Origin of the sequence: Rhodococcus sp. 3258 (assembly GCF_031456475.1) — a bacterium.
Classification (GTDB): Bacteria; Actinomycetota; Actinomycetes; order Mycobacteriales; family Mycobacteriaceae; genus Rhodococcoides; species Rhodococcoides fascians.
The window spans coordinates 85631-106934 of sequence record NZ_JAVDUT010000007.1; the positions used below are offsets into that span (position 1 = coordinate 85631).

Below are 21304 nucleotides of genomic sequence, written 5' to 3' on the forward strand. Positions count from 1 at the left end.
TCACCAGGGGCTGGTGCGGAGCACTATCTCCGTGGCCAGCGCAGCCGGGGCGTCGGCCGCGACATGTTCGACACCGTCGAGCGCTACGACCCGGAAGTCCGAGTAGACGAAGCGGCCGCTGTTGTCGGCGGCCGGACGCATCGCGGAGTTGCCGATGACAAGCGTCGTCGGCAACTCGACTGCCGGGCATTCGGCGTCGCGCACGACTCCCCGATCGTCGGCGATTGCCGGATGGCAACGATCCACGGCGATGAGGCTGGCAAACCTCCCGAAGGTCTTGGCCGCGAGCCTCCAGGCCGTTTCTGCACCGGCCCCGCTCCCGACGAGGTGGACCCACGACAGCTTCAGCTCGTCCAGTAGGGCGAGAACAGCGTCGTCCCCCACTCCGTCGATGTCTTCCACCGCAACGGTTTTCAGATCCGAGTTGTGCAAGCGCTCGCTCACCGAGTCGTAGACATCGACCGAATCGCCGATGTCCGGCAACAGGAGCACGGCGTGCCGACTGTCCGGTCCCGCTACTCGTACCGACACAGACCCGCCCGCAGCACTCACATGCGTGAACTCCATGGGCACGACGGTACTGCCTCTTGCCAGAACCACGCACCGGTTCTATGGTTAGTTACATGAGTAATGAACCAGTGAGGTACCGAACCCCGCCGCCGCGGCGGTGGCTCTGATGGACGAGGGCAGGCCGATCTTCCTGCAGATCGCCGAGCTCGTCGAGAACTCGATCATCGACGGCTCCCTGGCCGAGGAAGAACAGGTTCCCTCCACCAACGAGCTCGCCGCGTTCCACCGCATCAATCCGGCCACAGCGGGCAAAGGGCTCGCGAAGCTCGTCGCCGACGGCGTCGTCTACAAGAAACGAGGGATCGGAATGTTCGTCACCACAGGCGCACGGGACGCACTCCGGTTCCGTCGACGCGATCTGTTCGCCCGTCAGTACATCGACCCGCTGGTCACCGAGGCACGCAAGCTCGGAATGACCGTGGACGAACTCAAGACCATGCTCGACAACTGGGAGGCAGCGCGATGAGCATCCACGATATCGGTACGCCCGACGAACTCCGCCGCGTCGTTGCGTCGGCCACACACCTGACCAAGAAGTTCGGCTCGTTCACCGCCGTCGACGACGTGAGCTTCGAGATCGAACGCAACAAGATCTACGGCTTCCTCGGCCGCAACGGAGCAGGCAAGACCACCGTCATGCAGATGATGACCGCCCAGATGCGCGAAAGTGATGGTGAGATCTCGGTATTCGGCGAACGCCCGTGGGAGAACCCACGCGCTCTGAGTCACGTGTGCTTCGTCAAGGAAAGCCAGAAGTATCCCGACGATTTGAAGGTCAAGAACGCCATTGCGCAGGCCTCCCACATTCTTCCGCACTGGGACAACGACTTCGCCGCCGAATTGCTGCGCGATTTCGACCTCCCGTTGGGTCGCAAGATCAAGAAGCTCTCTCGCGGAATGACGTCGGCACTCGGAATCGTCATCGGTCTCGCGTCCCGAGCGCCACTCACCTTCTTCGACGAGCCCTACCTGGGGCTGGACGCAGTCTCACGACACATGTTCTACGACCGGCTGCTGGCCGACTACGCGGAGAACCCCCGAACGGTCGTTCTGTCGACACACCTCATAGACGAGGTCAGCAATCTGATCGAGCACGTGATTCTCATCGACAAGGGAAGAATACTGCTCGACGCCGAGTCGGACGATCTGCGCGAGAGAGCATTCGAGATCACCGGTCCGACCGAGGCTGTCGACCGGTTCGCTGCAGAGCATCGAATCTTGCACAGAACTGCTCTCGGCTCGACAGCCCGAGCGACGATCGACGGGCGACTGAACGATCACCAGCAATCCCTCGGCGTGGCGTCCGGTCTCAGCATCGAACCGATTCCGTTGCAGCAGTTGATCATCGATCGAACCACTGCCCATTCCGGCTCTATCCACGAGTCGACCACCGCCGAGGAGGCCTTGTCATGAAGCGCATATTGAACGTAGCTCGGGTCCACAACACCTCCTGGGCAACCACATTCGCGTGGCCCCTGGGAATTCTCGTCGCAGTGTTCGTGATCACCTACGGCATCTTCTCGTTCGTTCCGGAAAGCGATTCGGATTTCAGCTTCAGCGGCGGCGTGTTCTCGGTCTATGGGTTCGCTATTGCCTTCTACGTCACGGCTATCACCCAGTGCTTCCCGTACGCCCTGAGCCTGAGCATCACACGTCGCGAATTCCTCACTGCGACAGCACTGGTGGGGGTAGCACAATCGGTCGCCCTCGGCACGATCGTCTACCTGTTGTCGGTCGTCGAAGCCGCGACCGGCGGCTTCGGGCTGAAGATCCGCATGTTCGGTCTGGCCCGCTACGCCACCGACAACCCGCTCCTGCAGTGGCTGACTCTGGTGATCGGGCTACTGCTGATCGGGTCCATCGGGGCGTTCGTCGGAGTCGTCTACCGGCGCTTCCGCACGAACGGTCTGTTCACGCTCGGACTCGCCGGCCTCGTCGTCTTCGGAGGCGGCGCGATCGTGATCACGTGGCAGAACTGGTGGCCCGACGTCGGGACTTTCTTCACCGACACCCCACGCGTGCTTCTGCTGGTGGTCGTTCCGCTCGTGATCACCGGGATCTTCTCGACCGTCAGTTGGATGGGCTTGCTCAAAGCATCTGCGTAACGATCTTTTTCGTCGAGCCGTCGACGCCGTTCTCTATCAGATCGAGAACGGCGTCGATATCGATGTTGCTGTCCACCAGATCGGCCAGCAGATCCAACTGCTGTTCCCGTAGGGCCGCAACCGACGTGTCGGACGCAACCTCGAATCCCGCGCGACCCGCCTTCTCTGCCACCCAGGCGAGAAAGGATCGACGGAAATCATCGGATTCGAGGAGTCCGTGCCAGTGAGTTCCCACGACACCGCCACGCACACTGCCCTCGCCGACGCCCCCCGCGGTCGTCAGCAGCGCATCGTCGTCGTTCCGGACCACTCGTCCATGGTGAATTTCGTACCCCCGCACGGGATCCGAGCCGAATGTGACGGAACGACCACTCACCTGCACGAGTACCTTCTCGGCCGCGAATTCGATGTCGAGATCGAGCAATCCCAGTCCCTCGACCGTTCCGACGCCTGACTCCACGGAATCAGAGATGGTTCGGCCCAACATCTGGTAACCGCCGCAGATGCCGAGAACCGGCCTCCCCGCAGCGGCGCGCTCGGAAAGGGCACGAGCAACACCGGTGCGCCGCAACCATTCCAGATCCGACACCGTGGACTTACTGCCGGGGACGACCACCAAATCCGCATCCTCGAGCCGAGAAGGCTCGGTGACCCAGTGCACCGACACTCCGGGCTCGCACGCCAGCGCCTCGACATCGGTCGTGTTGGAGATCCTCGGCAATCGCACCGCCGCCACCCGCAGCCACTGCGAGCCGAGCGGAGGACGGGGCCTGCCCACGGGCGCATCGGGAACGGTGCCGAGCGAATCCTCCGCGTCCATCCACAACCCGTCGGCGAACGGAACGACTCCGTACGTCGGCCGTCCCGTCAACGCCCGCAACTGGTCGAGCCCCGGTGCCAACAGAGCCGGATCACCACGAAACTTGTTGATCACGAACCCTGCCACGAGAGCCTGATCCTCGGGTGACAACACCGCCACCGTCCCGAACAGGTGTGCCAGCACTCCCCCGCGGTCGATGTCGCCCACCACGATCACCGGCAGCGACGCCGCCCTCGCCAATCCCATGTTGGCCAGATCGGTGGCGCGTAGATTGATCTCGGCCGGTGAACCGGCACCCTCGCAGATCACCACGTCGAATTCGGCACGTAGCGAGAACAACTCGTCGGCGACCACATGCCGGAGCGCCTGCCGATGTTCGATGTAGTTGCTCGCACTCACCTGGGCCACCGCACGCCCGCGCACCACCAACTGCGACGTCCGATCACTGCCGGGCTTGAGCAACACCGGATTGAACCGCACGCTGGGCTCGAGGCCACAGGCAGCCGCCTGCATCGCCTGAGCCCGGCCGATCTCGCCGCCGTCCAACGTGACGACCGAGTTGTTCGACATGTTCTGCGCCTTGAACGGGGCCACCCGAACACCCCGCCGCGCCAGCATCCGGCACAGGCCGGCGACCAATACACTCTTGCCTGCATCGGAGGTAGTGCCGGCAACCAACAGAGCGCCTTTCACGGCAGCATCAGATTTCTATTCACTCCGCAGGCTCCGCTCACGGCAGTGTCAGGATCTCGCAACCCGTCTCGGTCACCACGAGCGTGTGCTCGAACTGTGCGGTCCACTTCTTGTCGTGCGTGACCACCGTCCAACCGTCGTCCCACATCTCGGCGTTGATCGTGCCCAGGTTGATCATCGGTTCGATGGTGAACGTCATGCCCGGCTCGATGATGGTCTCCACGGACGGCTGGTCGTAGTGCAGCACGACGAGGCCGTTGTGGAACGTCGTGCCGATGCCGTGGCCGGTGAAGTCCTCCACCACGCCGTAGCCGAACCGGTGCGCATAGGACTCGATCACTCGCCCGACCACGTTCAGGGCGCGCCCCGGCTTGACCGCCTTGATGGCACGCATCGTCGCTTCGTGGGTCCGCTCGACGAGCAGGCGCGCCTCCTCGGACACGTCACCCGCCAGGAACGTCGCGTTGGTGTCGCCGTGCACACCGTCGATGTACGCGGTGACGTCGATGTTGACGATGTCCCCGTCCTCGATCACCGTCGAATCGGGGATGCCGTGGCAGATGACCTCGTTCAGCGAGGTGCAGCACGATTTCGGAAAACCCTTGTAGCCCAACGTGGACGGGTAAGCACCGTGGTCGACCATGTACTCGTGTGCAATACGGTCGAGCTCATCGGTGGTCACTCCCGGTGCCACGGCCCGGCCCGCTTCCTGCAGAGCGCGAGCCGCGATCTTCGACGCCACGCGCATCTTGTCGATGACCTCGGGGGTCTGCACCCACGGCTCGCTGCCTTCGTTCACGGTCGACTTCCACGCGTATTCGGGTCGCTCGATCGACTTCGGCACGGAGAGGACGGGCGAGACGACGCCTGGCACGAGTGGCTGACGGGGCTTGCTCTCGGCGGTGACAGACATGCCGTCCAGAGTAGTCGCCGCATCCGTGTCCAGAAGAACCAGCGCTGCTGGTCGAGGCCACCGAATCCGCAACCGCGCGACGGGATATGATCTGGGTCACGTTCGCCGTCGACGTACCCGAACCGAGGAAGGAAGCGTCGTGGTCCATTCCAGTCTGTTGCGCCCCCGGGACGGCGATGCCCTTCGCGCCGAACTACGCCAGGTCGCCGCGACGTCCGCCGTGCCCGTCGTGTTCGGCGGGGAAGTGTCCTCGGAAACGCTGCACCTGAGCGAATTTCACGGCACCCGCACGCGTGGGCTGGACGGGCTCGCCATCCCGCCGAGGTCCGGTCTCGGTGGCCGGGTCATGGACCAACGTCGGCCCGCGGCCGTCAGTGATTACGGCGCGTCGATGTCGATCACCCACCACTTCGACCGGCCGGTCCTCGGCGAGGGCCTCAAGTCGATCCTGGCGGTGCCGGTTGTCGTCGCCGGAGCAGCCCGCATGGTGATGTACGCGGCGGTGCGAGAACGCGGCCCCCTCGGTGATCGAGTCGGCGACATCATGACCGCCGCAGCCCGGCGCCTCGGTCAGGAGATCGCCATCCGCGACGAGGTCGACCGCAGGGTGCGCCTCATGGAGAGTGCGCGGGCCACGTCGGACGGGCACCTCTCGCGGACGGTCGAGTTGCGCGGTGTGCACGACGAGCTCGCCGAGCTCTCTCGGTCGATCGGAGACGCGGCGGTCAAACACAGACTGGACGCGGTCACCGCGCGACTGGCAGCAACGCTCGGTCGGACGGCGAACCAGGACAGCGACTCCGGCGACTCGCAGGCATTGACGCCACGCGAGATCGACGTCATCTCGCAGGTCGCGCTCGGTTGCACCAACGTCGAAGTCGCGGCACGGCTGTCGATCGGTGCCGAGACGGTCAAGTCCTATCTCCGCAGCGTGATGCGAAAAACCGACTCGCACACTCGATACGAAGCGGTTCTTGCGTGTCGTCGACTCGGGCTGCTGTCGGGCTGAACCCGGCCCACCGGCGCAGCGCTCAGTACCCCGGCGGAAGCTGCTCGAACATCTCTCGGGTGACGGCGACCGCATTGTCCGAGCTGCCGCCGCGTACCACCAAGGTCGCGAAGGCGATGTCGCCTCGGTAACCGACGAACCACGAGTGCGATCCGCCCTCGACCTCTGCTTCTCCGGTCTTGCCGTACACCTCGCCCTGGTCGGCGATCCGTTCTGCGGTGCCGCTGGTGACCACCGAGCGCATCATGCCGCGTAACCCGTCGACCATGGCAGGTTCTATCGGTGGATGATCGCCGGTGATGGCGGTTTCCCGTCCGACCAGAAGATTGGGAACCGGTGTGGAGCCGTGGGCAACCGTCGCGGCGGCCAGTGCCATCCCGAAGGTCGAGACGACCACCTTGCCCTGGCCGAATCCGTCCTCGGTGCGCTGGACGAGTTCGTCCGCGGGCGGAACCGAACCGGAGTCGGTCGGCAACCCCACGACGTCGTAGTCCGGACCGACGCCGAACTGGGACGCGGCCACGGTCAACGCGTCGGGCGACATCTCGCTCGCCAGCTTCGCGAAGGAGGTGTTGCACGATCGGGTGAACGCGGTGCTCATGGTCACGTCACCGAGAGCGAACTCGTTGTAGTTGGGGACGCTTCGTTCGCCGATCTCGATACGACCGGGGCACGGAACGGTGCTCCCCGGGGTCGCGAGTCCGCTGGAGATCGCCGCCCCGGCGGTGATGATCTTGAACGTCGAACCCGGTGGGTAGAGACCGGCCGACGCGACCGGTCCGTCCCGATCGGCGGCCGGATTCTGCGCCACAGCGAGGATGGCCCCGGTGGACGGCTGAATGACCACCGTCATGGCCTGCTCGGCCCTGGCGTTCACTGCTCGTTGGGCCGCGACCTGAATATTCCGATCGAGGCTGATCGAGAAGGACGGTGCCGGCTCGGGCGGGGTGTCGGTGAGGACGTCGATGTCGACGCCGTTGCGGTTGCTGGTCACCACGCTCCAGCCGGCCTTGCCGTCGACGTCGTCGATGACGGCCTTCTTCACCTGGCCCACCAGGTCCGGCGCGAAGGTGGGGTCGGTGGACACGAGATCCGATTCGTCGGACGCCGTGACACCGGGGATCTCGGTCAGCGCCGCCGAGATGGGTTCGAAGTCGCTGTCTCGCAGCAGCGCCACCGGGTAGTCGCCGTCGACGGAAGTCGCCGACTCCACGATCGACTGGGCCGTGATCGACGCGTCGAACGGTGTCAGCAGTGTCGACAACGCCGTCGCCGAGGCCACGACGTTGTTCGCGGCCGACGCGTCGAACTTGATTCGATGTACGACCCCGGGCACCAGGACGTCGGTGCCGGAGCGCTCGTTGACCCGAGCGCGTGGTGCAGCCGTCGAGCGCAAGGCCATGGTCTGCGTGTCACCGAGCTTCGGGTGGATGTCCGAGGCGGTCCACCGCACCACCCACTCTCCCGCACTCCGACCCATGTTCAGTTGGCCGTCGTACGTCCACACCCGATCCTTGGGCAGCTGCCAACGGTAGGTGTAGCCGACCGTGGCGGTGTCGCCGTCGACTCGAACCGACGTCGTCTCGGCGTCGAGGGCCTCTGCTTGCAGATTGGTCCACGCCTCGCGCAGCGCAGTGGCTGCGGCGTCCGGCTTGTCGGTATCGGCGGCGGCCGTGGGGATGTCGTTGGCCTCGAAGGCCGCGAGGAATGCCTGAGCTGCGGGCTCCGGACCGTCGGGCTTGGGTGTACACCCAGTGAGGCAGGCACCGACGACGGCACCGATCACGGTCACCACGCCCAGCCGTCCGCGCATCCAGGTCGCATCACGTGATCTCATTGCGCCCCATCGTAATACGGCCGGTGCGTCGACCACGGCAACGAATCGCGTTTCGGGACAGGCCGATCGAGCGACCGTTCTCAGTCCAGCAGCACCGTGGTGAACGTCGCCACTTGCGTCAGACCGATTTTCGCGTAGGCCCGGCGCGCGACGTAGTTGAAGCTGTTGACGTACAGGCTCGCAGTACGCCCCTGGCGGACGACCGAGTTCACCACGGTCGCCGTTCCGGATGCACCCAGGCCGTGCCCGCGTCGGTCCGGGTGCACCCATACCCCCTGGATTTGCCCGACCGTCCCGGACTGCGAGCCGATCTCGGCCTTGAACACCACGCGGCCGTCCTCGAATCTGGCCCAGGCACGTTGCGCTGCAATGAGACTGGCGATCCGACGCCGGTATCCCCTACCGCCGTCGTTCAGTCGCGGGTCGACGCCGACCTCTTCGATGAACATGGCAACGGCCGCGGTCAGATACACGTCCAGCTCGTCGGGTCGAACGAGCCGAACGAGAGGATCAGGCGAGATGGACGACGGTACCGACGTGGCCAACAACGGTTGCTCACCGCGCACTTCTCGCGCCGGACCCCAATCCGTCTCGAGCATTTCCCACAACGGAAGCGTCAACTCCGCTCTGCCGACCAACGACGAGCACAGACGCGGCCCACGGCACGCGCGGTCCGCGAAGGAACGAAGATCGTCGCTGGAACCGAGCAACGGAACCAGATTCGCACCGTAGAAGCACAGCGACTCGTCCGGACCGCCTCTGCTCCACATCTCGCCGTGGAACGACCTCGGATCGAGGCCCGATTCCTGCACGCGCGCGGCAACCATGCAGGTTGCAACGGGGTCGGCGTCGAGCACCCGGAGCACGTGCGCGACGTCCCGATTACCGAGAGGCTTCGCGCCGAGGAGCTTGAGCACCTACCGACCTCCTGACCCACCTACCGCGTACGCACCGATTCTGAAGCGAATCATTCCAGACAATGTGTTCCCCCGGTGGCAGAGCGGCAAACCGGACGCCGAACAGGTGTACCCGCTCAGCTGACGGTGACCACCGGCGCGCCACCGCTGGCGATCTCGTCCTTCTCGAACTCCTCGGCGATGCGCATCGCTTCCTCGATCAACGTCTCCACGATCTGCGCTTCGGGGACCGTTTTGATGACCTTGCCCTTGACGAAGATCTGGCCCTTGCCGTTGCCCGACGCGACACCGAGGTCGGCGTCGCGGGCCTCGCCCGGCCCGTTCACGACGCAGCCCATGACCGCGACGCGTAGCGGGATCTCCATGCCTTCGAGTCCCGCAGTCACCTCGTCGGCGAGGGTGTAGACGTCGACCTGTGCGCGCCCACACGAGGGGCAGGACACGATCTCGAGTTTGCGGGGGCGCAGATTGAACGATTGCAGGATCTGGTTTCCCACCTTAATCTCCTCCGCCGGCGGTGCCGACAGGGAAACTCGGATGGTGTCGCCGATGCCCTTGGACAGCAGGGCCCCGAAGGCCACAGCGGACTTGATGGTCCCCTGGAAAGCCGGTCCCGCTTCGGTGACACCGAGGTGCAGTGGGTAGTCGCACTGTGCCGCCAACTGCTCGTACGCAGCGACCATGATGACGGGGTCGTTGTGCTTGACGGAGATCTTGATGTTGCCGAAACCGTGCTCCTCGAACAGGCCTGCTTCCCACAGCGCGGATTCGACGAGCGCCTCGGGTGTCGCCTTGCCGTACTTCTTCATCAGCCGCGGGTCGAGAGAGCCGGCGTTCACACCGATGCGGATCGGAATGTTCGCGTCACCGGCCGCCTTGGCGACCTCCTTGACACGGCCGTCGAACTCCTTGATGTTGCCCGGGTTGACGCGCACCGCTGCACATCCGGCGTCGATGGCCGCGAAGATGTACTTCGGTTGGAAGTGGATGTCGGCGATCACCGGAATCTGGCTCTTCTTGGCGATGATCGACAGCGCGTCGGCGTCGTCCTGTGTGGGGCACGCAACACGAACGATGTCGCAACCCGACGCCGTCAGCTCTGCAATCTGCTGCAGGGTGGCGTTGATGTCGTGGGTCTTGGTGGTGCACATCGATTGCACCGAGATGGGGCTTTCGCTTCCGACACCCACCGACCCGACCTGGAGCTGCCTGGTCTTTCGACGTGGCGCGAGTACGGGCACCGGCGGTGCGGGCATTCCCAATCCGACTGACACGGACACAGTGGCCTTCTTTCCTAGCTACGACTGTCGAGTCTACTTAGAACAATTGAATCGGGTTGACGATGTCCGCCGTGAGCGTCAACAAGGAGAACCCGATGAAAACGATGATGACCACGTAGGTGACGGGCATCAGTTTCATGTAGTCCACCGGCGCACCGTCGGGCAGGCCGCGACGATTGCGGAAAATGTTGCGGATGCGCTCGTAGATGGTCACGGCGATATGGCCACCATCGAGCGGCAACAGCGGCACGATGTTGAACACACCGAGGAAGAAGTTGAGCGACGCCAGCAGCCCGACGAACGTCTGCCAGTTGTCGTTTTCCACGGCCTGGCCACCGATGACACTGGCTCCGACGACACTCATCGGCGTGTCGAGCCCTCGTTCACCGCCGAAGATCGAATCCCACAGTGCCTCCACCTTGCTCGGCAACTGCACCAACGCTTTCCCGGTCTGCACGAAGATGTCCCCGGTGAAAACAAAGGTCTCGGGCACTGCTTCGATCGGGTTGTATCGAATGTTCGGCGGTGGACCGCCGGTGACGCCGATCGCTCCCACGGTTGTCGAGTTCTTCGCTTTGGTCTCAGGATCGACGACGTAGCGCTGAACCTGAAGGATCGGAACGCTCAGAGTCTGCGAAGCACCGTCGCGATCGACTGTCAGATCGGCCGACCCGGTCGAGTCCCGAATGGCGAGAACGACGTCGGACCAGGTCTCTGTCGGCTGACCGTTCACCGCAGTGATGATGTCGCCCGTGCGCAGTCCGGCTTCAGCAGCCGGACCGTCTCCCGAACACGGCGCAAGTTCACCGTCCTCGGTCTGGGACGTGCTGACACAACCGATGCCCTGGACCGTCGTTGTCGGCGTCACCCGATCCGGCGTGCCCCAGCCGAGCACCAACACGTAGACCAGCACGATTCCCAGCACGAAGTTCATGGCGATGCCGCCGACCATGACGACGATGCGCTTCCACGTCTTCTGGCGGTACATTGCGCGCTCGACCTCGTCGGGCGCGAGCTCGTCGATGGCGGTCATACCGGCGATGTCGCAGAACCCGCCTGCCGGAATGGCTTTGAGTCCGTACTCGGTCTCTCCGCGACGGAAGGAGAAGATCTTCGGGCCGAACCCGATGTAGTAGCGGCGAACCTTCATGCCGAGCGCTTTCGCGGTCCACATGTGTCCCGCTTCGTGCAGCGCGATCGACACCCCGATTCCGACGGCGAACAGCACGACACCCAGAGCGAACACCATGTGTCAGAGGCCTTTCGGTTTCAGTAGTTCACGGGCGTGGGCCCGGGCCCAGGAGTCCGCCGCGAGTACGTCGTCGACGTCCCTGGGAGCCGTCGACCAGTCCTGCCCGCCGTCGCCCAGTACCGCGCGCACCGTCTCGACGATCTGCGGAAATTCGATCCTGCCGTCCAGGAACGCTTCTGCTGCGATTTCGTTGGACGCGTTGTACACCGCAGTCATGCACCCACCCATGATCCCGGCCTCACGCGCCAGCTGCACCGCCGGAAACACTCGGTCGTCGAGTGGCTCGAAGTCCCAGGAGAATGCGGTCGTGAAGTCGAGTGCACGAGCGACGTCGGGCACTCGATCGGGCCAGCCGAGGGCCAGCCCGATCGGCAACTTCATGTCCGGTGGACTGGCCTGAGCGATGGTCGAACCGTCGACGAACGTCACCATCGAGTGCACGATGGACTGCCGGTGCACGGTGACGTCGATTTTCTCGTAGGGCACACCGAACAGCAGGTGCGCCTCGATCAGTTCCAGACCTTTGTTGACCAGTGTCGCCGAGTTCAACGTGTTCATGGGCCCCATCGACCAGGTGGGATGCGCGGCGGCCTGCTCCGGCGTGACCGACTTCAATTCGCTTTCGCTCCACCCTCGAAACGGACCACCCGATGCAGTGAGAACCAGTCGATCCACCTCGCCGCGCGTACCACTGCGCAGGCACTGGGCGAGCGCGGAGTGCTCCGAGTCGACCGGCACGATCTGACCGGGCGCTGCGGCGGCGAGAACCAGCTCGCCTCCGGCAACCAGGGATTCCTTGTTGGCCAACGCCAGGCGCGCACCACTGTTCAGCGCGGCCAGGGTCGGTTCGAGGCCGAGAGAACCCACGAGGGCATTGAGCACGACGTCCGCCGGGGTCGACTCGACCAGCTCGGTCACTGCTCGCGGACCACTCAGCACTCCGGGGAAATCGAGCTCGGCGGCGGCCTCGGGCTGGGCGACGGCTACCCGTCGGACACCGGTCTCCGCGATCTGGCGACGGAGTAGTTCGATGTTTCCACCGCCCGCAGCCAGCCCGACCACGACGAAGCGGTCCGGGTTGGCGGCGATGACGTCGAGCGCTTGGGTTCCGATCGACCCGGTACTTCCCAGCAACAGCACACGTATCGGCTCGGGGCGATCCGAGTTGGTCGTTCGCTCACGATGGTCTGGCACCGGTCCATTGTTGCCTACCGAGGCTGAGAAACCCCTATGTGCCGACGCAGGCTGGCACGCTGGGGTGCATGGACTTCTCGAAGTACCGCTCGGCACCGTTCAATTACGACGATGCGGGGGCCACCGCCGGCCCACTGCCCACCGGATACCACCACGTCACGATGTCGAGGGTCGTGGGATCGGGGCTGGACGACTTCGTGGCGGCGGCCGATGCGTTGATGCGATGGGACATGCACCGAGGGGCAGGACTGAAGGTCCGTTCCGAGGCCGAGACCGCTGTGCCCGACTCGGTGGTCGTTCTCACACTCGGACCGGTGCGCATTCCGTGTCGTGTGGTCTATGTCATCGACGAGGCGAACCGTCAGGGTTTCGCCTACGGCACACTCGACGGGCATCCCGAGTCCGGCGAGGAACTCTTCTACGTCGACTACTCCCCCGCCGACGGTGCCGTCACCGCCCACATATCGGCGTTCTCGCGTCCCGGTCGCTGGTACACCAAGCTCGGCGGCCCGGTGGGCAGGCGTGTCCAGGCAGCGTTCACCGACCGCTATCTGAGCGCGCTGGCATCGGCGTGCCGACAGGCCGACTGACTCAGGCCTCGGGCGGGTGCACAGCTCGCCAGTGTTCGGCGATGTCGATTCTCTTCGCGACCCAGACCTTGTCGTGCGACTGCACGTGATCGAGGAAACGTTCCAGGGCAGCCATGCGGGCCGGCCTGCCCACCAGCCGGCAGTGAAGTCCGACCGAGAGCATCTTGGGACTCCCACTCGCGCCCTCGGCGTAGAGAACGTCGAAGGCGTCACGTAGATGCGCGTAGAACTCGTCGCCCGTCGAGAATCCTCCCGGCGATGCGAAACGCATGTCGTTGGTGTCCAGGGTGTACGGCACCACCAGGTGATCGACGACCCCGCCGTCTCGGGGCACCTTCTCCCAGTACGGCAGATCGTCTGCATAGGAGTCGGAGTCGTATACGAATCCGCCGTGCTCCACCACGAGCGATCGGGTGTTCGGAGAGTCGCGCCCGGTGTACCACCCCAGTGGCGCAGACCCCGTCAGCTCGCGCAGGATGGTCACGGCCTCCGCCATGTGCTCGCGCTCGACGTTCGCGTCGATCTGCTGATACGACAACCACCGCAAGCCGTGACATGCGATCTCGTGGTCCAACTCCAGCAGTGCCGCAACCACTTCCGGGTTCCGCTCCATTGCCTTGGCGACCGCGAACACGGTCAGCGGTAACCCACGCTTCTCGAATGCGCGCAGCACGCGCCACACTCCGGCTCTGGATCCGTACTCGTACAGCGATTCCATGCTCATGTGTCGATTCGGAAACGCCTGTGCGCCGATCATTTCCGACAGAAACGTCTCGGACTTCGTGTCGCCGTCGAGCACGTTGTTCTCGGCACCCTCCTCGTAATTGAGGACGAACTGGACGGCGATGTTCGCCTCATCCGGCCACTGGGCGAGCGGCGGCGTGCGGCCGTAACCGACCATGTCGCGGGGATAGCTCAGCGGGGACCGACTCGGACGATGGGGAAGGCGCTCGGAGGTCACCGCCGCAGTCTCTCATTCGAGCCCACACACGCGCTGGGTGAGCGATGCAACCCTGATCACTACGACGGGCGGTCGTATGCCAATATTGTTCCGACAACGCGTCTGGCACCGTTCGTGCCGGGACCCACGTGAACGCATCACCCGAGAGGATCGACCGGTGGCAAATACCGAACTGGAATCCGCTTCGTACGACCCGGTCGTCGATACCCGCAACGAGGTGCCCGAGGTGCCGTCCGCCGCATGGGGTTGGAGCGGCGAGTCGAACAAGGCGATGCGCGTCGCAGCCATCGTCGTTGCCGCGTTCCTGCTGTTCATGATCATCGGAAATCACACCGGCAAGGTCGAGGACCTGTGGTTGGTCGGCTTCGCCGTGGCGCTGGTCGGACTCGTCGTGCGCGACGTCATCGTCCGCCGCAAGCCCCGCTAGCGGTTCAGTTCTCGGCGGCGAGCTGACCGCACGCCGCCGCGATCTCCTGCCCTCGGGTATCGCGGACGGTGCACGAGACGCCCTGCGCGATGACCCGGCGAACGAATTCCCGCTCCACCGGCTTCGGGCTGGCATCCCACTCGCTACCCGGAGTCGGGTTGAGGGGAATCAGGTTGACGTGTACCCGGGATCCGAGCGCCTTGTGGAGCTTCTTGCCCAGCATGTCCGCTCGCCACGGCTGATCGTTGACGTCCCGGATCATCGCGTACTCGATCGAGACGCGTCGGCCGGTCTGATCGGCGTAGTACCGGGCTGCGGAGAGAACCTCCGCCACCGACCAACGATTGTTGACCGGGACCAACGTGTCTCGGAGCTCATCGTCCGGCGTGTGCAGAGACACGGCCAAGGTCACCGACAGACCCTCGTCGGCCAGCTTTCGAATGGCCGGAGCAAGGCCGACCGTCGACACGGTGACCGAACGCTGTGACAGTCCCAGCCCGTCGGGGGCTGGTGAGACGATCTTGCGCACTGCCGCGACGACGCGCTTGTAGTTGGCCAGCGGCTCACCCATACCCATGAACACGACGTTCGACAGACGACCCTCACCGCCGGGGACGACGCCGTCGCGCATGTCCGCGGCCGCCGAACGGACCTGATCGACGATCTCGGCCGTCGACAGGTTCCGCGTCAGGCCGGCCTGACCGGTTGCGCAGAACGGACATGCCATTCCGCAACCGGCCTGACTCGAGATGCACAGCGTCGCGCGATCCGGATACCGCATCAGAACACTCTCGAGCAGAGTCCCGTCGTTGGCCTTCCACAGCGTCTTTCGAGTGTCACCGTCATCACACGCCAAGTGCTTGATCGGCGTCAGCAAGGTGGGAAAGAGATCGGCACCGACCTTCTCCCGAGCCTCGGCCGGAAGATCGGTCATCTTGGTGGTGTCGGCCTCGAGCCGCGCGTAGTAGTGCCGCGCAAGTTGGTCGGCCCGGAATGCCGGTAGACCGAGTGCCTTCACTGCCTCACGCAGGCCCTCTTTGTCCAGGTCGGCGAGGTGACGCGACGGCATTCCCCGACGCGGAGCTGTGAAGACCAGCGGAAGATTCGGTCTCTTCTGCTCGGTCGTGCTGTCCGTTGCGGCTGCGGAATTACTCATGCTCGACCCCCGCGTCGTTCCTGCTGGCTCAACTCCATACCCACCATTGTCCACCCGTTCTGCTCACAGTCCTATTCGCGACGGTTTTCGACGGTGCCCTGACGGGTATCGACGCCGGGACCGATTGCGCGTGCATTCGGACCACGCGTGCGAAAGGATCATCGACATGGCCACCAGAGCAGACGACAACAACGAGGCACCGTTCGACACATCGGCGTCGACCAAGCCGGGGTTCGACGAATCGGTGGCCCCGTCGGGCGAACTCGCCCCGATCACGACCCCGGATTCGGACGGCCATTCCGCACCGGACCCGGAGTACGTTCCGGAACCGCAGCACACGCCCAAAGACGTAGCCCACACTCGCACGGCCGCTCTCTGGACCGGATTGGTGGTCGGGGCCGTCGTCCTCGTAATCCTCCTGGTGTTCATCGTGCAGAACCTCGACTCGGTCACCGTGCAGATCTTCGCCTGGCAGCTCGACCTACCCCTCGGAATCAGCATGCTGCTGGCCGCGATCGCGGGTGCGCTGGTGATGGCCATGGCCGGCGGCGCCCGAATCCTGCAGGTCCGGCGCGCAGCGAAGAAGAACCAGCGTCACGGTTCGTGAACACTATGTACAGAAGCTGGCACCGATGCTCTGAATCGATAAGGTTGGCGGTGCCCGACTTCACTCGAGGAGCATGACGTGACTACTTTCATGGAGACACCGGTGGCATCCGGCGTTGCACCCGACCGCGCACGATCGTGGCTGTTGGTTCCGGCCACCAAGCCCGATACCTTCGACGCTGCTGTCGCGTCCGGTGTCGACGCCGTCATCCTCGACATCGAGGACGCAGTCGCTCCAGCGAAGAAGCCTGCCGCTCGCGAGACCGTCGTGCGCTGGCTCAGCGAGGGCAACTCGGCCTGGGTGCGCGTCAACGACGCGACGACCCCGTACTGGGCCGACGATCTCGCCGCGTTGTCCGGGCTGCCCGGCCTGGTGGGGGTCATGCTCGCGAAGACCGAGAGCGGCGGTCAGGTCGAGGCGACAGCCGCCCGCCTCGCCGACGGCACCCCGATCCTCGCGCTGGTCGAATCAGCAGCAGGACTCGAGGCCGCCACCGAAATCGCGCGCGCGGACTCGACATTCCGTCTCGCCTTCGGCAGCGGCGACTTCCGACGCGACACGGGCATGAGCGACGACCCGCTCGCCATGGCCTACCCGCGCTCGCGACTGGTCGTCTCCTCGCGCGTCGCACGACTGCCCGGACCCATCGACGGTCCGACACTGACCGCGAACGACAGCATCCTCGGACGCGATGCAGCCCTGACGCTCTCGATGGGCATGGCAGGCAAACTCTGTATGCACACCGATCAGGTGGCCATCGTCAACCGCGAACTGGCCCCCTCCCCGACCGACGTGTCCTGGGCTCACGATGTCATCGACGCTCTCGGTGCCGACGGTGCTCACGTCAAGGACGGCAGCGATCTGCCGCGTCTGGCAAAGGCTCTCAAGATCAACGAACTGGCTCGAATCTTCGGAATCTCTGCCGCGTCCTGATCGCTCGCTGCCGAGCCAGGCTCAGATCGACTCGACGCCGGTCGGCTTGTATCGAACGTGGATGCGATAGCGCACATTCAGGGTGAGGCCGTCGACCTGCCGTGCCGCAGCGCGCGCTACCCGCGGTGAGAACTCGATTCCCAGCACATCCCGCAAAACCCGGCGGTCGGGAAACGCCCACCTCGTGTCGACGCGTCGCATCTCGAATCCCTGGGCATCGAAGAACGCCTCGACGGCCGCCGGATCGTAGTGCGGGAGATCCGCACGCATCCAGTCCCCGTACGGAGACGCCGTCGCGTCGAGGTCCACGACCACCAACGCCCCTCCGGGCCGCAGAACTCGCATCGCTTCGCTGATACCCGGGCCGCAGCCGGGGCCGAAGAAATACGCGGTTCGCGCGTGGACGAGATCGACCGAACCTGTGTCGACGGGCAGCGCGTCCGCTCTACCCGCACGCACGTCGACGTTCGCAAGTGACTCGACGCGCGTGCGGGCTGCGGCCACCAATGGGGCGTGCGGTTCCACACCGATGACGTACCGGGCGTCCGCAGCGAACATCGGAAGATGGAAACCGCTGCCGCAGCCCACGTCCACGACGTTCTCGGCCGTCCAATCGACGGTCGATCGAATGGTCGCGAACACAGCGCCGTCGACGTCTTGAGCCCTGTTCTCCGCCTCGTACAGATGCGGCCAGTGCCAGATGTTGGGACTGGGAATCACCCCGCCGCGATCACCGCTCATCGTCCGGCGGAGTCGGTCAGAGCAACACGGTGAAGACGAGCCACGCAACGAATGCAGAGGGCAGCAACGAGTCGAGTCTGTCCATGATGCCGCCATGGCCGGGCAACAACGAGCCCATGTCCTTGATTCGAAGGTCGCGCTTGACCTGCGATTCGATGAGGTCGCCCAGAGTTCCCGTCACGACAAGCACGACTCCCAGCAGCACACCGATCATCGAGTTGGCCTCGAGAATCAGGGTCACCGTCAGCAGGCAACCGATGACGCAGAAGATGAGCGATCCGACCAGCCCTTCCCAGGACTTCTTCGGGCTGATGGCCGGCGCCATCGGGTGTTTGCCGAACAGCACACCGGCGATGTAACCACCGACATCCGAGCACACGACGCCGATGACGAAGACCAGGATGCGACCGGCACCGTTGTCCTGCAGGACCATCAGAACGGCGAACGAGGCCAACAGCGGTAGCCAACACGCCACCAGAACGGTGACGGAGAGTTCTTCGAGATAGTTCTTGGGAGCAGTACCGAAGCCTTGTCTCAGCAACAGCCACACCATGCAGACCACGACGGTGCCCACAGCCGCACTGAGCACTCCGACGGCACCGAACGGCCAGCCCAGCCAGATCATGGCCTGACCACCGAGGATCAGCGGGATGCGCGGAACGAGAACACCGCCCTCGCGGAGCCGCTTGGACACCTCGTACGTCGCGACGGCCAACGCCACGGCCACGACACCGATCCATACCAGCGGCACGAACACGAGCACGAGGATCAACCCGATACCCAAACTGCCGCCGACGCCGATCGCGGCAGGCAGATTTCGACCCGCCTTGCCGGCGGACTTCGTGGCGGCGACCCCGGACGAGCCAGCGGGCGTGCCGCTGCCCTCCTGCCGATCCGGTCCCACCACTGTCGTCAACTCCTCGATATTCATCGTCGTTCCACCGTGTTGCGCAACTATCGAAGGAGGTCAGACCTCCATCAATTCACCCTCTTTGCGCTTGACCAGTTCGTCGACCGAGGCGGTGTACTTCGCGGTGGTCTTGTCGAGCTCGTTCTCGGCACGTACGACGTCGTCCTCGCCCGCCTCGCCGTCCTTCTGGATGCGCTTGAGCTCTTCCATCGTCTTGCGGCGCACGTTGCGAATGGACACCTTGGCGTCCTCGCCCTTGCCCTTGGCCTGCTTGACGAACTCACGGCGTCGTTCCTCGGTCAGCTGCGGCACGCCGATACGAATCAGGTTGCCGTCGTTGGTGGGGTTGACGCCGAGATCGGAATTGCGGATAGCGGTTTCGATCGGCCCGAGCTGATTCGACTCGTACGGCTTGATCACCACCAATCGCGCCTCCGGCACGCTGATGCTGGCCAGCTGGGTGATCGGCGTCGGGGCACCGTAGTACTCGATGACGATGCGCGAGAACATTCCCGGGTTGGCCCGCCCGGTGCGGATCGAGGACAGATCGTCACGGGCAACCGATACGGCCTTTTCCATCTTCTCTTCGGCGTCGAAGAGAGCTTCGTCAATCACGATCTGTCCTCCATCGTCTTCGTTCTCGGTTCGTTCGCGGTCGCGTCGGCGGCATTCACGACGTGACCAGCGTGCCGATGTTCTCGCCCGACACGGCGCGAGCAATGTTTCCCTGAATCAGCAAATTGAACACCAACATCGGCATCTGATTGTCCATGCAGAGGCTGAAGGCAGTCGCGTCGGCAACTTTGAGGCCTCGCTCGAGGGCTTCTCGGTGGGTGATCGTGTCGAACATCGTCGCGTCGGGATCGAGCCGTGGATCGGCCGAGTAGACACCGTCGACGGCCTTGGCCATCAACAGCACCTCGGCACCGATCTCGAGCGCCCGCTGCGCCGCCGTGGTGTCCGTCGAGAAGTACGGCATGCCCATACCTGCGCCGAAGATGACGACACGCCCCTTCTCGAGATGCCGTCGCGCGCGCAGCGGGAGGTACGGCTCGGCCACCTGGCCCATCGTGATAGCGGTCTGGACTCTGGTGGCAACACCCTGCTTTTCCAGAAAATCCTGCAACGCAAGACAATTCATGACCGTGCCGAGCATGCCCATGTAGTCCGAGCGAGATCGGTCCATCCCCCGCTGCTGCAATTCGGCACCGCGGAAGAAGTTTCCGCCACCGATCACCACGGCAACCTGAACTCCGGTGGCCACCACCTCGGCGATCTGCTCGGCAACGTTGTTCACGACATCCGGATCGAGCCCCACCTGGCCACCACCGAACATCTCCCCACCCAGTTTGAGCATCACGCGTCGGAACCCGGGACGGTCAGGGGCCGGATCGGTCATAGCTCTCCTCGGTACTCGTCGAACACTACGGTTTACTCACCGATCATCCTGCCCTATCGGCACCCGATCGGTGGACACGGCTCCGACCTGCCTCGCGCACGAACGATGCCGTCCACTCGATGAAATCGAATGAACGGCATCGCCTCGATCGGATCCAGCGCAGACTAGCTGGCGCCGACCTCGAATCGGGAGAAACGGGTGATGGTCACGCCGGCCTCGTCGAGGATGGCCTTGACGGTCTTGTTGCCGTCCTGAACCGACTTCTGCTCGGTGAGAACGACGTCCTTGAAGAATCCGTTGACGCGACCTTCGACGATCTTCGGCAGAGCCTGCTCCGGCTTGCCCTCTTCGCGCGCGGTTTCTTCTGCGATCCGACGCTCGGCGGCGACCAGATCCTCGGGAACCTCGTCACGGGTGACGTACTTGGCCTTGAGCGCTGCGATCTGCATCGCGGCAGCGCGCGCAGCATCGCCGGCGGCGTCGCCGTCACCGGTGTACTCGACCAGCACGCCGACGGCAGGCGGCAGGTCCGCGCTGCGCTTGTGCAGGTAGGTCGCGGTGTTGCCGTCGTAGGACACGACGCGGCGAATTTCGAGCTTCTCGCCGATCTTGGCCGACAACTCGTTCAGAGCCGTCTCGACGGTCTTGCCGTTCAGGTCGAGTGCCTTGAGAGCGTCGACATCAGCAGGCTCGCCTGCTGCAGCCGTCGCCGCGACGGACGCGGCGAACGTCTGGAACTCGTCGTTCTTGGCCACGAAGTCGGTCTCGGAGTTGATCTCCACGAGCACTCCACCCTCGGCGACGACGAGGCCTTCGGCGGTGTTGCGCTCGGCGCGCTTGCCGACGTCCTTGGCACCCTTGATACGCAGGTACTCGACGGCCTTGTCGTAGTCGCCGTCGTTCTCGGCGAGTGCGTTCTTGCAGTCCATCATTCCGGAGCCGGTGAGCTCGCGGAGCCGCTTGACGTCGGCGGCAGTGTAGTTCGCCATC

The 21304-nt window shown here is 64.5% G+C and carries 23 protein-coding genes; 8 read left to right on the forward strand and 15 right to left on the reverse strand.

Features of this window, described 5'->3' with window-relative positions; all coding sequences use genetic code 11:
- Positions 1-567: an alpha/beta fold hydrolase gene (locus J2X62_RS20235; protein ID WP_032387234.1), complete on the reverse strand. Its 567-nt coding sequence runs from the start codon at positions 565-567 to the stop codon at positions 1-3.
- A gap of 106 nt (positions 568-673) precedes the next feature.
- Between J2X62_RS20235 and J2X62_RS20240 the strand changes: the two genes are divergently transcribed.
- The 3 genes from J2X62_RS20240 to J2X62_RS20250 are packed head-to-tail and all read left to right on the forward strand — an operon-like array spanning position 674 to position 2675.
- The gene (locus tag J2X62_RS20240) at positions 674-1036 is read left to right on the forward strand and encodes a GntR family transcriptional regulator (RefSeq protein ID WP_027496722.1); all 363 of its coding nucleotides are present in this window, start codon (positions 674-676) and stop codon (positions 1034-1036) included.
- Positions 1033-1983: an ABC transporter ATP-binding protein gene (locus J2X62_RS20245; protein ID WP_032390104.1), complete on the forward strand. Its 951-nt coding sequence runs from the start codon at positions 1033-1035 to the stop codon at positions 1981-1983. Before J2X62_RS20240 ends, J2X62_RS20245 begins: the two co-directional genes overlap by 4 nt.
- A complete protein-coding gene (locus J2X62_RS20250; protein ID WP_310182921.1) occupies positions 1980-2675 on the forward strand; it encodes an ABC transporter permease in 696 nt (231 codons plus the stop codon). The genes J2X62_RS20245 and J2X62_RS20250 overlap by 4 nt, the downstream gene beginning before the upstream one ends.
- Here J2X62_RS20250 and J2X62_RS20255 read toward each other — a convergent pair.
- A complete protein-coding gene (locus tag J2X62_RS20255; protein ID WP_222062213.1) occupies positions 2659-4188 on the reverse strand; it encodes a cobyric acid synthase in 1530 nt (509 codons plus the stop codon). The two genes, J2X62_RS20250 and J2X62_RS20255, sit on opposite strands and share 17 nt — an antisense overlap.
- Before the next feature lie 37 nt (positions 4189-4225).
- Entirely contained in the window at positions 4226-5101 is an 876-nt protein-coding gene (gene map / locus J2X62_RS20260; protein ID WP_052057254.1) for a type I methionyl aminopeptidase, read from the reverse strand.
- A 139-nt stretch (positions 5102-5240) separates the two neighbouring features.
- Here map and J2X62_RS20265 point away from each other — a divergent pair, with 139 nt between their 5' ends.
- Positions 5241-6110 (forward strand): LuxR C-terminal-related transcriptional regulator, encoded by an 870-nt coding sequence (locus J2X62_RS20265; protein ID WP_310182923.1) that lies wholly within the window; start codon positions 5241-5243, stop codon positions 6108-6110.
- 22 nt (positions 6111-6132) lie between these two features.
- Here the strand turns inward: J2X62_RS20265 and J2X62_RS20270 are convergent, their stop codons facing one another.
- The 5 genes from J2X62_RS20270 to dxr form a co-directional block, all read right to left on the reverse strand.
- Entirely contained in the window at positions 6133-7923 is a 1791-nt protein-coding gene (locus tag J2X62_RS20270) for a penicillin-binding transpeptidase domain-containing protein (protein WP_094643009.1), read from the reverse strand.
- Positions 7924-8027: 104 nt separating this feature from the next.
- Complete coding sequence (locus J2X62_RS20275; protein WP_032366413.1) at positions 8028-8864, reverse strand: GNAT family N-acetyltransferase; 837 nt, start codon at positions 8862-8864, stop codon at positions 8028-8030.
- 116 nt (positions 8865-8980) lie between these two features.
- A complete protein-coding gene (gene ispG / locus J2X62_RS20280) occupies positions 8981-10120 on the reverse strand; it encodes a flavodoxin-dependent (E)-4-hydroxy-3-methylbut-2-enyl-diphosphate synthase (protein WP_032370959.1) in 1140 nt (379 codons plus the stop codon).
- Positions 10121-10181: 61 nt separating this feature from the next.
- On the reverse strand, positions 10182-11393 hold the full coding sequence (locus tag J2X62_RS20285) for an RIP metalloprotease (RefSeq protein WP_032370793.1): 1212 nt from the start codon (positions 11391-11393) through the stop codon (positions 10182-10184).
- Between the two features lie 3 nt (positions 11394-11396).
- Positions 11397-12536 carry a 1-deoxy-D-xylulose-5-phosphate reductoisomerase gene (gene dxr / locus J2X62_RS20290; RefSeq protein ID WP_032370958.1) on the reverse strand — a complete coding sequence of 380 codons (1140 nt, stop codon included), beginning with the start codon at positions 12534-12536 and terminating at the stop codon, positions 11397-11399.
- A 122-nt stretch (positions 12537-12658) separates the two neighbouring features.
- On the opposite strand from dxr, the gene J2X62_RS20295 reads away from it, so the two are divergent.
- Positions 12659-13180: a DUF1990 family protein gene (locus J2X62_RS20295; RefSeq protein ID WP_032366411.1), complete on the forward strand. Its 522-nt coding sequence runs from the start codon at positions 12659-12661 to the stop codon at positions 13178-13180.
- A 1-nt stretch (position 13181) separates the two neighbouring features.
- Here the strand turns inward: J2X62_RS20295 and puuE are convergent, their stop codons facing one another.
- Positions 13182-14081, reverse strand: coding sequence for an allantoinase PuuE (gene puuE, locus J2X62_RS20300; protein WP_032366410.1), 900 nt, complete (start codon positions 14079-14081; stop codon positions 13182-13184).
- Positions 14082-14298: 217 nt separating this feature from the next.
- Between puuE and J2X62_RS20305 the strand changes: the two genes are divergently transcribed.
- The gene (locus J2X62_RS20305; protein WP_027496710.1) at positions 14299-14568 is read left to right on the forward strand and encodes a DUF2631 domain-containing protein; all 270 of its coding nucleotides are present in this window, start codon (positions 14299-14301) and stop codon (positions 14566-14568) included.
- Positions 14569-14572: 4 nt separating this feature from the next.
- On the opposite strand, the gene rlmN is transcribed toward J2X62_RS20305, so the two are convergent.
- Positions 14573-15724, reverse strand: a complete 1152-nt coding sequence (rlmN, locus tag J2X62_RS20310) for a 23S rRNA (adenine(2503)-C(2))-methyltransferase RlmN (protein ID WP_310182927.1) — start codon at positions 15722-15724, stop codon at positions 14573-14575.
- 166 nt (positions 15725-15890) lie between these two features.
- Here rlmN and J2X62_RS20315 point away from each other — a divergent pair, with 166 nt between their 5' ends.
- Positions 15891-16331, forward strand: a complete 441-nt coding sequence (locus J2X62_RS20315; protein WP_080732081.1) for a lipopolysaccharide assembly LapA domain-containing protein — start codon at positions 15891-15893, stop codon at positions 16329-16331.
- A gap of 90 nt (positions 16332-16421) precedes the next feature.
- On the forward strand, positions 16422-17264 hold the full coding sequence (locus J2X62_RS20320; protein ID WP_032366409.1) for a CoA ester lyase: 843 nt from the start codon (positions 16422-16424) through the stop codon (positions 17262-17264).
- A gap of 21 nt (positions 17265-17285) precedes the next feature.
- Here the strand turns inward: J2X62_RS20320 and J2X62_RS20325 are convergent, their stop codons facing one another.
- The 5 genes from J2X62_RS20325 to tsf all read right to left on the reverse strand — a co-directional run bounded on the left by J2X62_RS20325 (position 17286) and on the right by tsf (position 21303).
- Positions 17286-18005, reverse strand: coding sequence for a class I SAM-dependent methyltransferase (locus J2X62_RS20325; protein WP_176456708.1), 720 nt, complete (start codon positions 18003-18005; stop codon positions 17286-17288).
- A 16-nt stretch (positions 18006-18021) separates the two neighbouring features.
- The gene (locus J2X62_RS20330) at positions 18022-18936 is read right to left on the reverse strand and encodes a phosphatidate cytidylyltransferase (RefSeq protein WP_027496706.1); all 915 of its coding nucleotides are present in this window, start codon (positions 18934-18936) and stop codon (positions 18022-18024) included.
- Positions 18937-18972: 36 nt separating this feature from the next.
- Positions 18973-19530, reverse strand: coding sequence for a ribosome recycling factor (frr, locus tag J2X62_RS20335; protein ID WP_027496705.1), 558 nt, complete (start codon positions 19528-19530; stop codon positions 18973-18975).
- Between the two features lie 55 nt (positions 19531-19585).
- Positions 19586-20314, reverse strand: a complete 729-nt coding sequence (gene pyrH, locus J2X62_RS20340) for a UMP kinase (RefSeq protein ID WP_027496704.1) — start codon at positions 20312-20314, stop codon at positions 19586-19588.
- Between the two features lie 164 nt (positions 20315-20478).
- Entirely contained in the window at positions 20479-21303 is an 825-nt protein-coding gene (gene tsf / locus J2X62_RS20345; protein ID WP_027496703.1) for a translation elongation factor Ts, read from the reverse strand.
- Position 21304 lies beyond the last annotated feature (1 nt).

Coding starts and splice junctions, on each gene's coding strand:
- J2X62_RS20235 (WP_032387234.1), bottom strand. CDS start 567: ATGGAGTTCACGCATGTGAGTGCTGCGGGCGGGTCTGTGTCGGTACGA.
- J2X62_RS20245 (WP_032390104.1), top strand. CDS start 1,033: ATGAGCATCCACGATATCGGTACGCCCGACGAACTCCGCCGCGTCGTT.
- J2X62_RS20250 (WP_310182921.1), top strand. CDS start 1,980: ATGAAGCGCATATTGAACGTAGCTCGGGTCCACAACACCTCCTGGGCA.
- map (WP_052057254.1), bottom strand. CDS start 5,101: ATGTCTGTCACCGCCGAGAGCAAGCCCCGTCAGCCACTCGTGCCAGGC.
- J2X62_RS20270 (WP_094643009.1), bottom strand. CDS start 7,923: ATGCGCGGACGGCTGGGCGTGGTGACCGTGATCGGTGCCGTCGTCGGT.
- ispG (WP_032370959.1), bottom strand. CDS start 10,120: ATGCCCGCACCGCCGGTGCCCGTACTCGCGCCACGTCGAAAGACCAGG.
- J2X62_RS20285 (WP_032370793.1), bottom strand. CDS start 11,393: ATGGTGTTCGCTCTGGGTGTCGTGCTGTTCGCCGTCGGAATCGGGGTG.
- J2X62_RS20295 (WP_032366411.1), top strand. CDS start 12,659: ATGGACTTCTCGAAGTACCGCTCGGCACCGTTCAATTACGACGATGCG.
- puuE (WP_032366410.1), bottom strand. CDS start 14,081: ATGGTCGGTTACGGCCGCACGCCGCCGCTCGCCCAGTGGCCGGATGAG.
- rlmN (WP_310182927.1), bottom strand. CDS start 15,724: ATGAGTAATTCCGCAGCCGCAACGGACAGCACGACCGAGCAGAAGAGA.
- J2X62_RS20315 (WP_080732081.1), top strand. CDS start 15,891: ATGGCCACCAGAGCAGACGACAACAACGAGGCACCGTTCGACACATCG.
- J2X62_RS20320 (WP_032366409.1), top strand. CDS start 16,422: ATGGAGACACCGGTGGCATCCGGCGTTGCACCCGACCGCGCACGATCG.
- J2X62_RS20325 (WP_176456708.1), bottom strand. CDS start 18,005: ATGAGCGGTGATCGCGGCGGGGTGATTCCCAGTCCCAACATCTGGCAC.
- J2X62_RS20330 (WP_027496706.1), bottom strand. CDS start 18,936: ATGAATATCGAGGAGTTGACGACAGTGGTGGGACCGGATCGGCAGGAG.
- pyrH (WP_027496704.1), bottom strand. CDS start 20,314: ATGACCGATCCGGCCCCTGACCGTCCCGGGTTCCGACGCGTGATGCTC.
- tsf (WP_027496703.1), bottom strand. CDS start 21,303: ATGGCGAACTACACTGCCGCCGACGTCAAGCGGCTCCGCGAGCTCACC.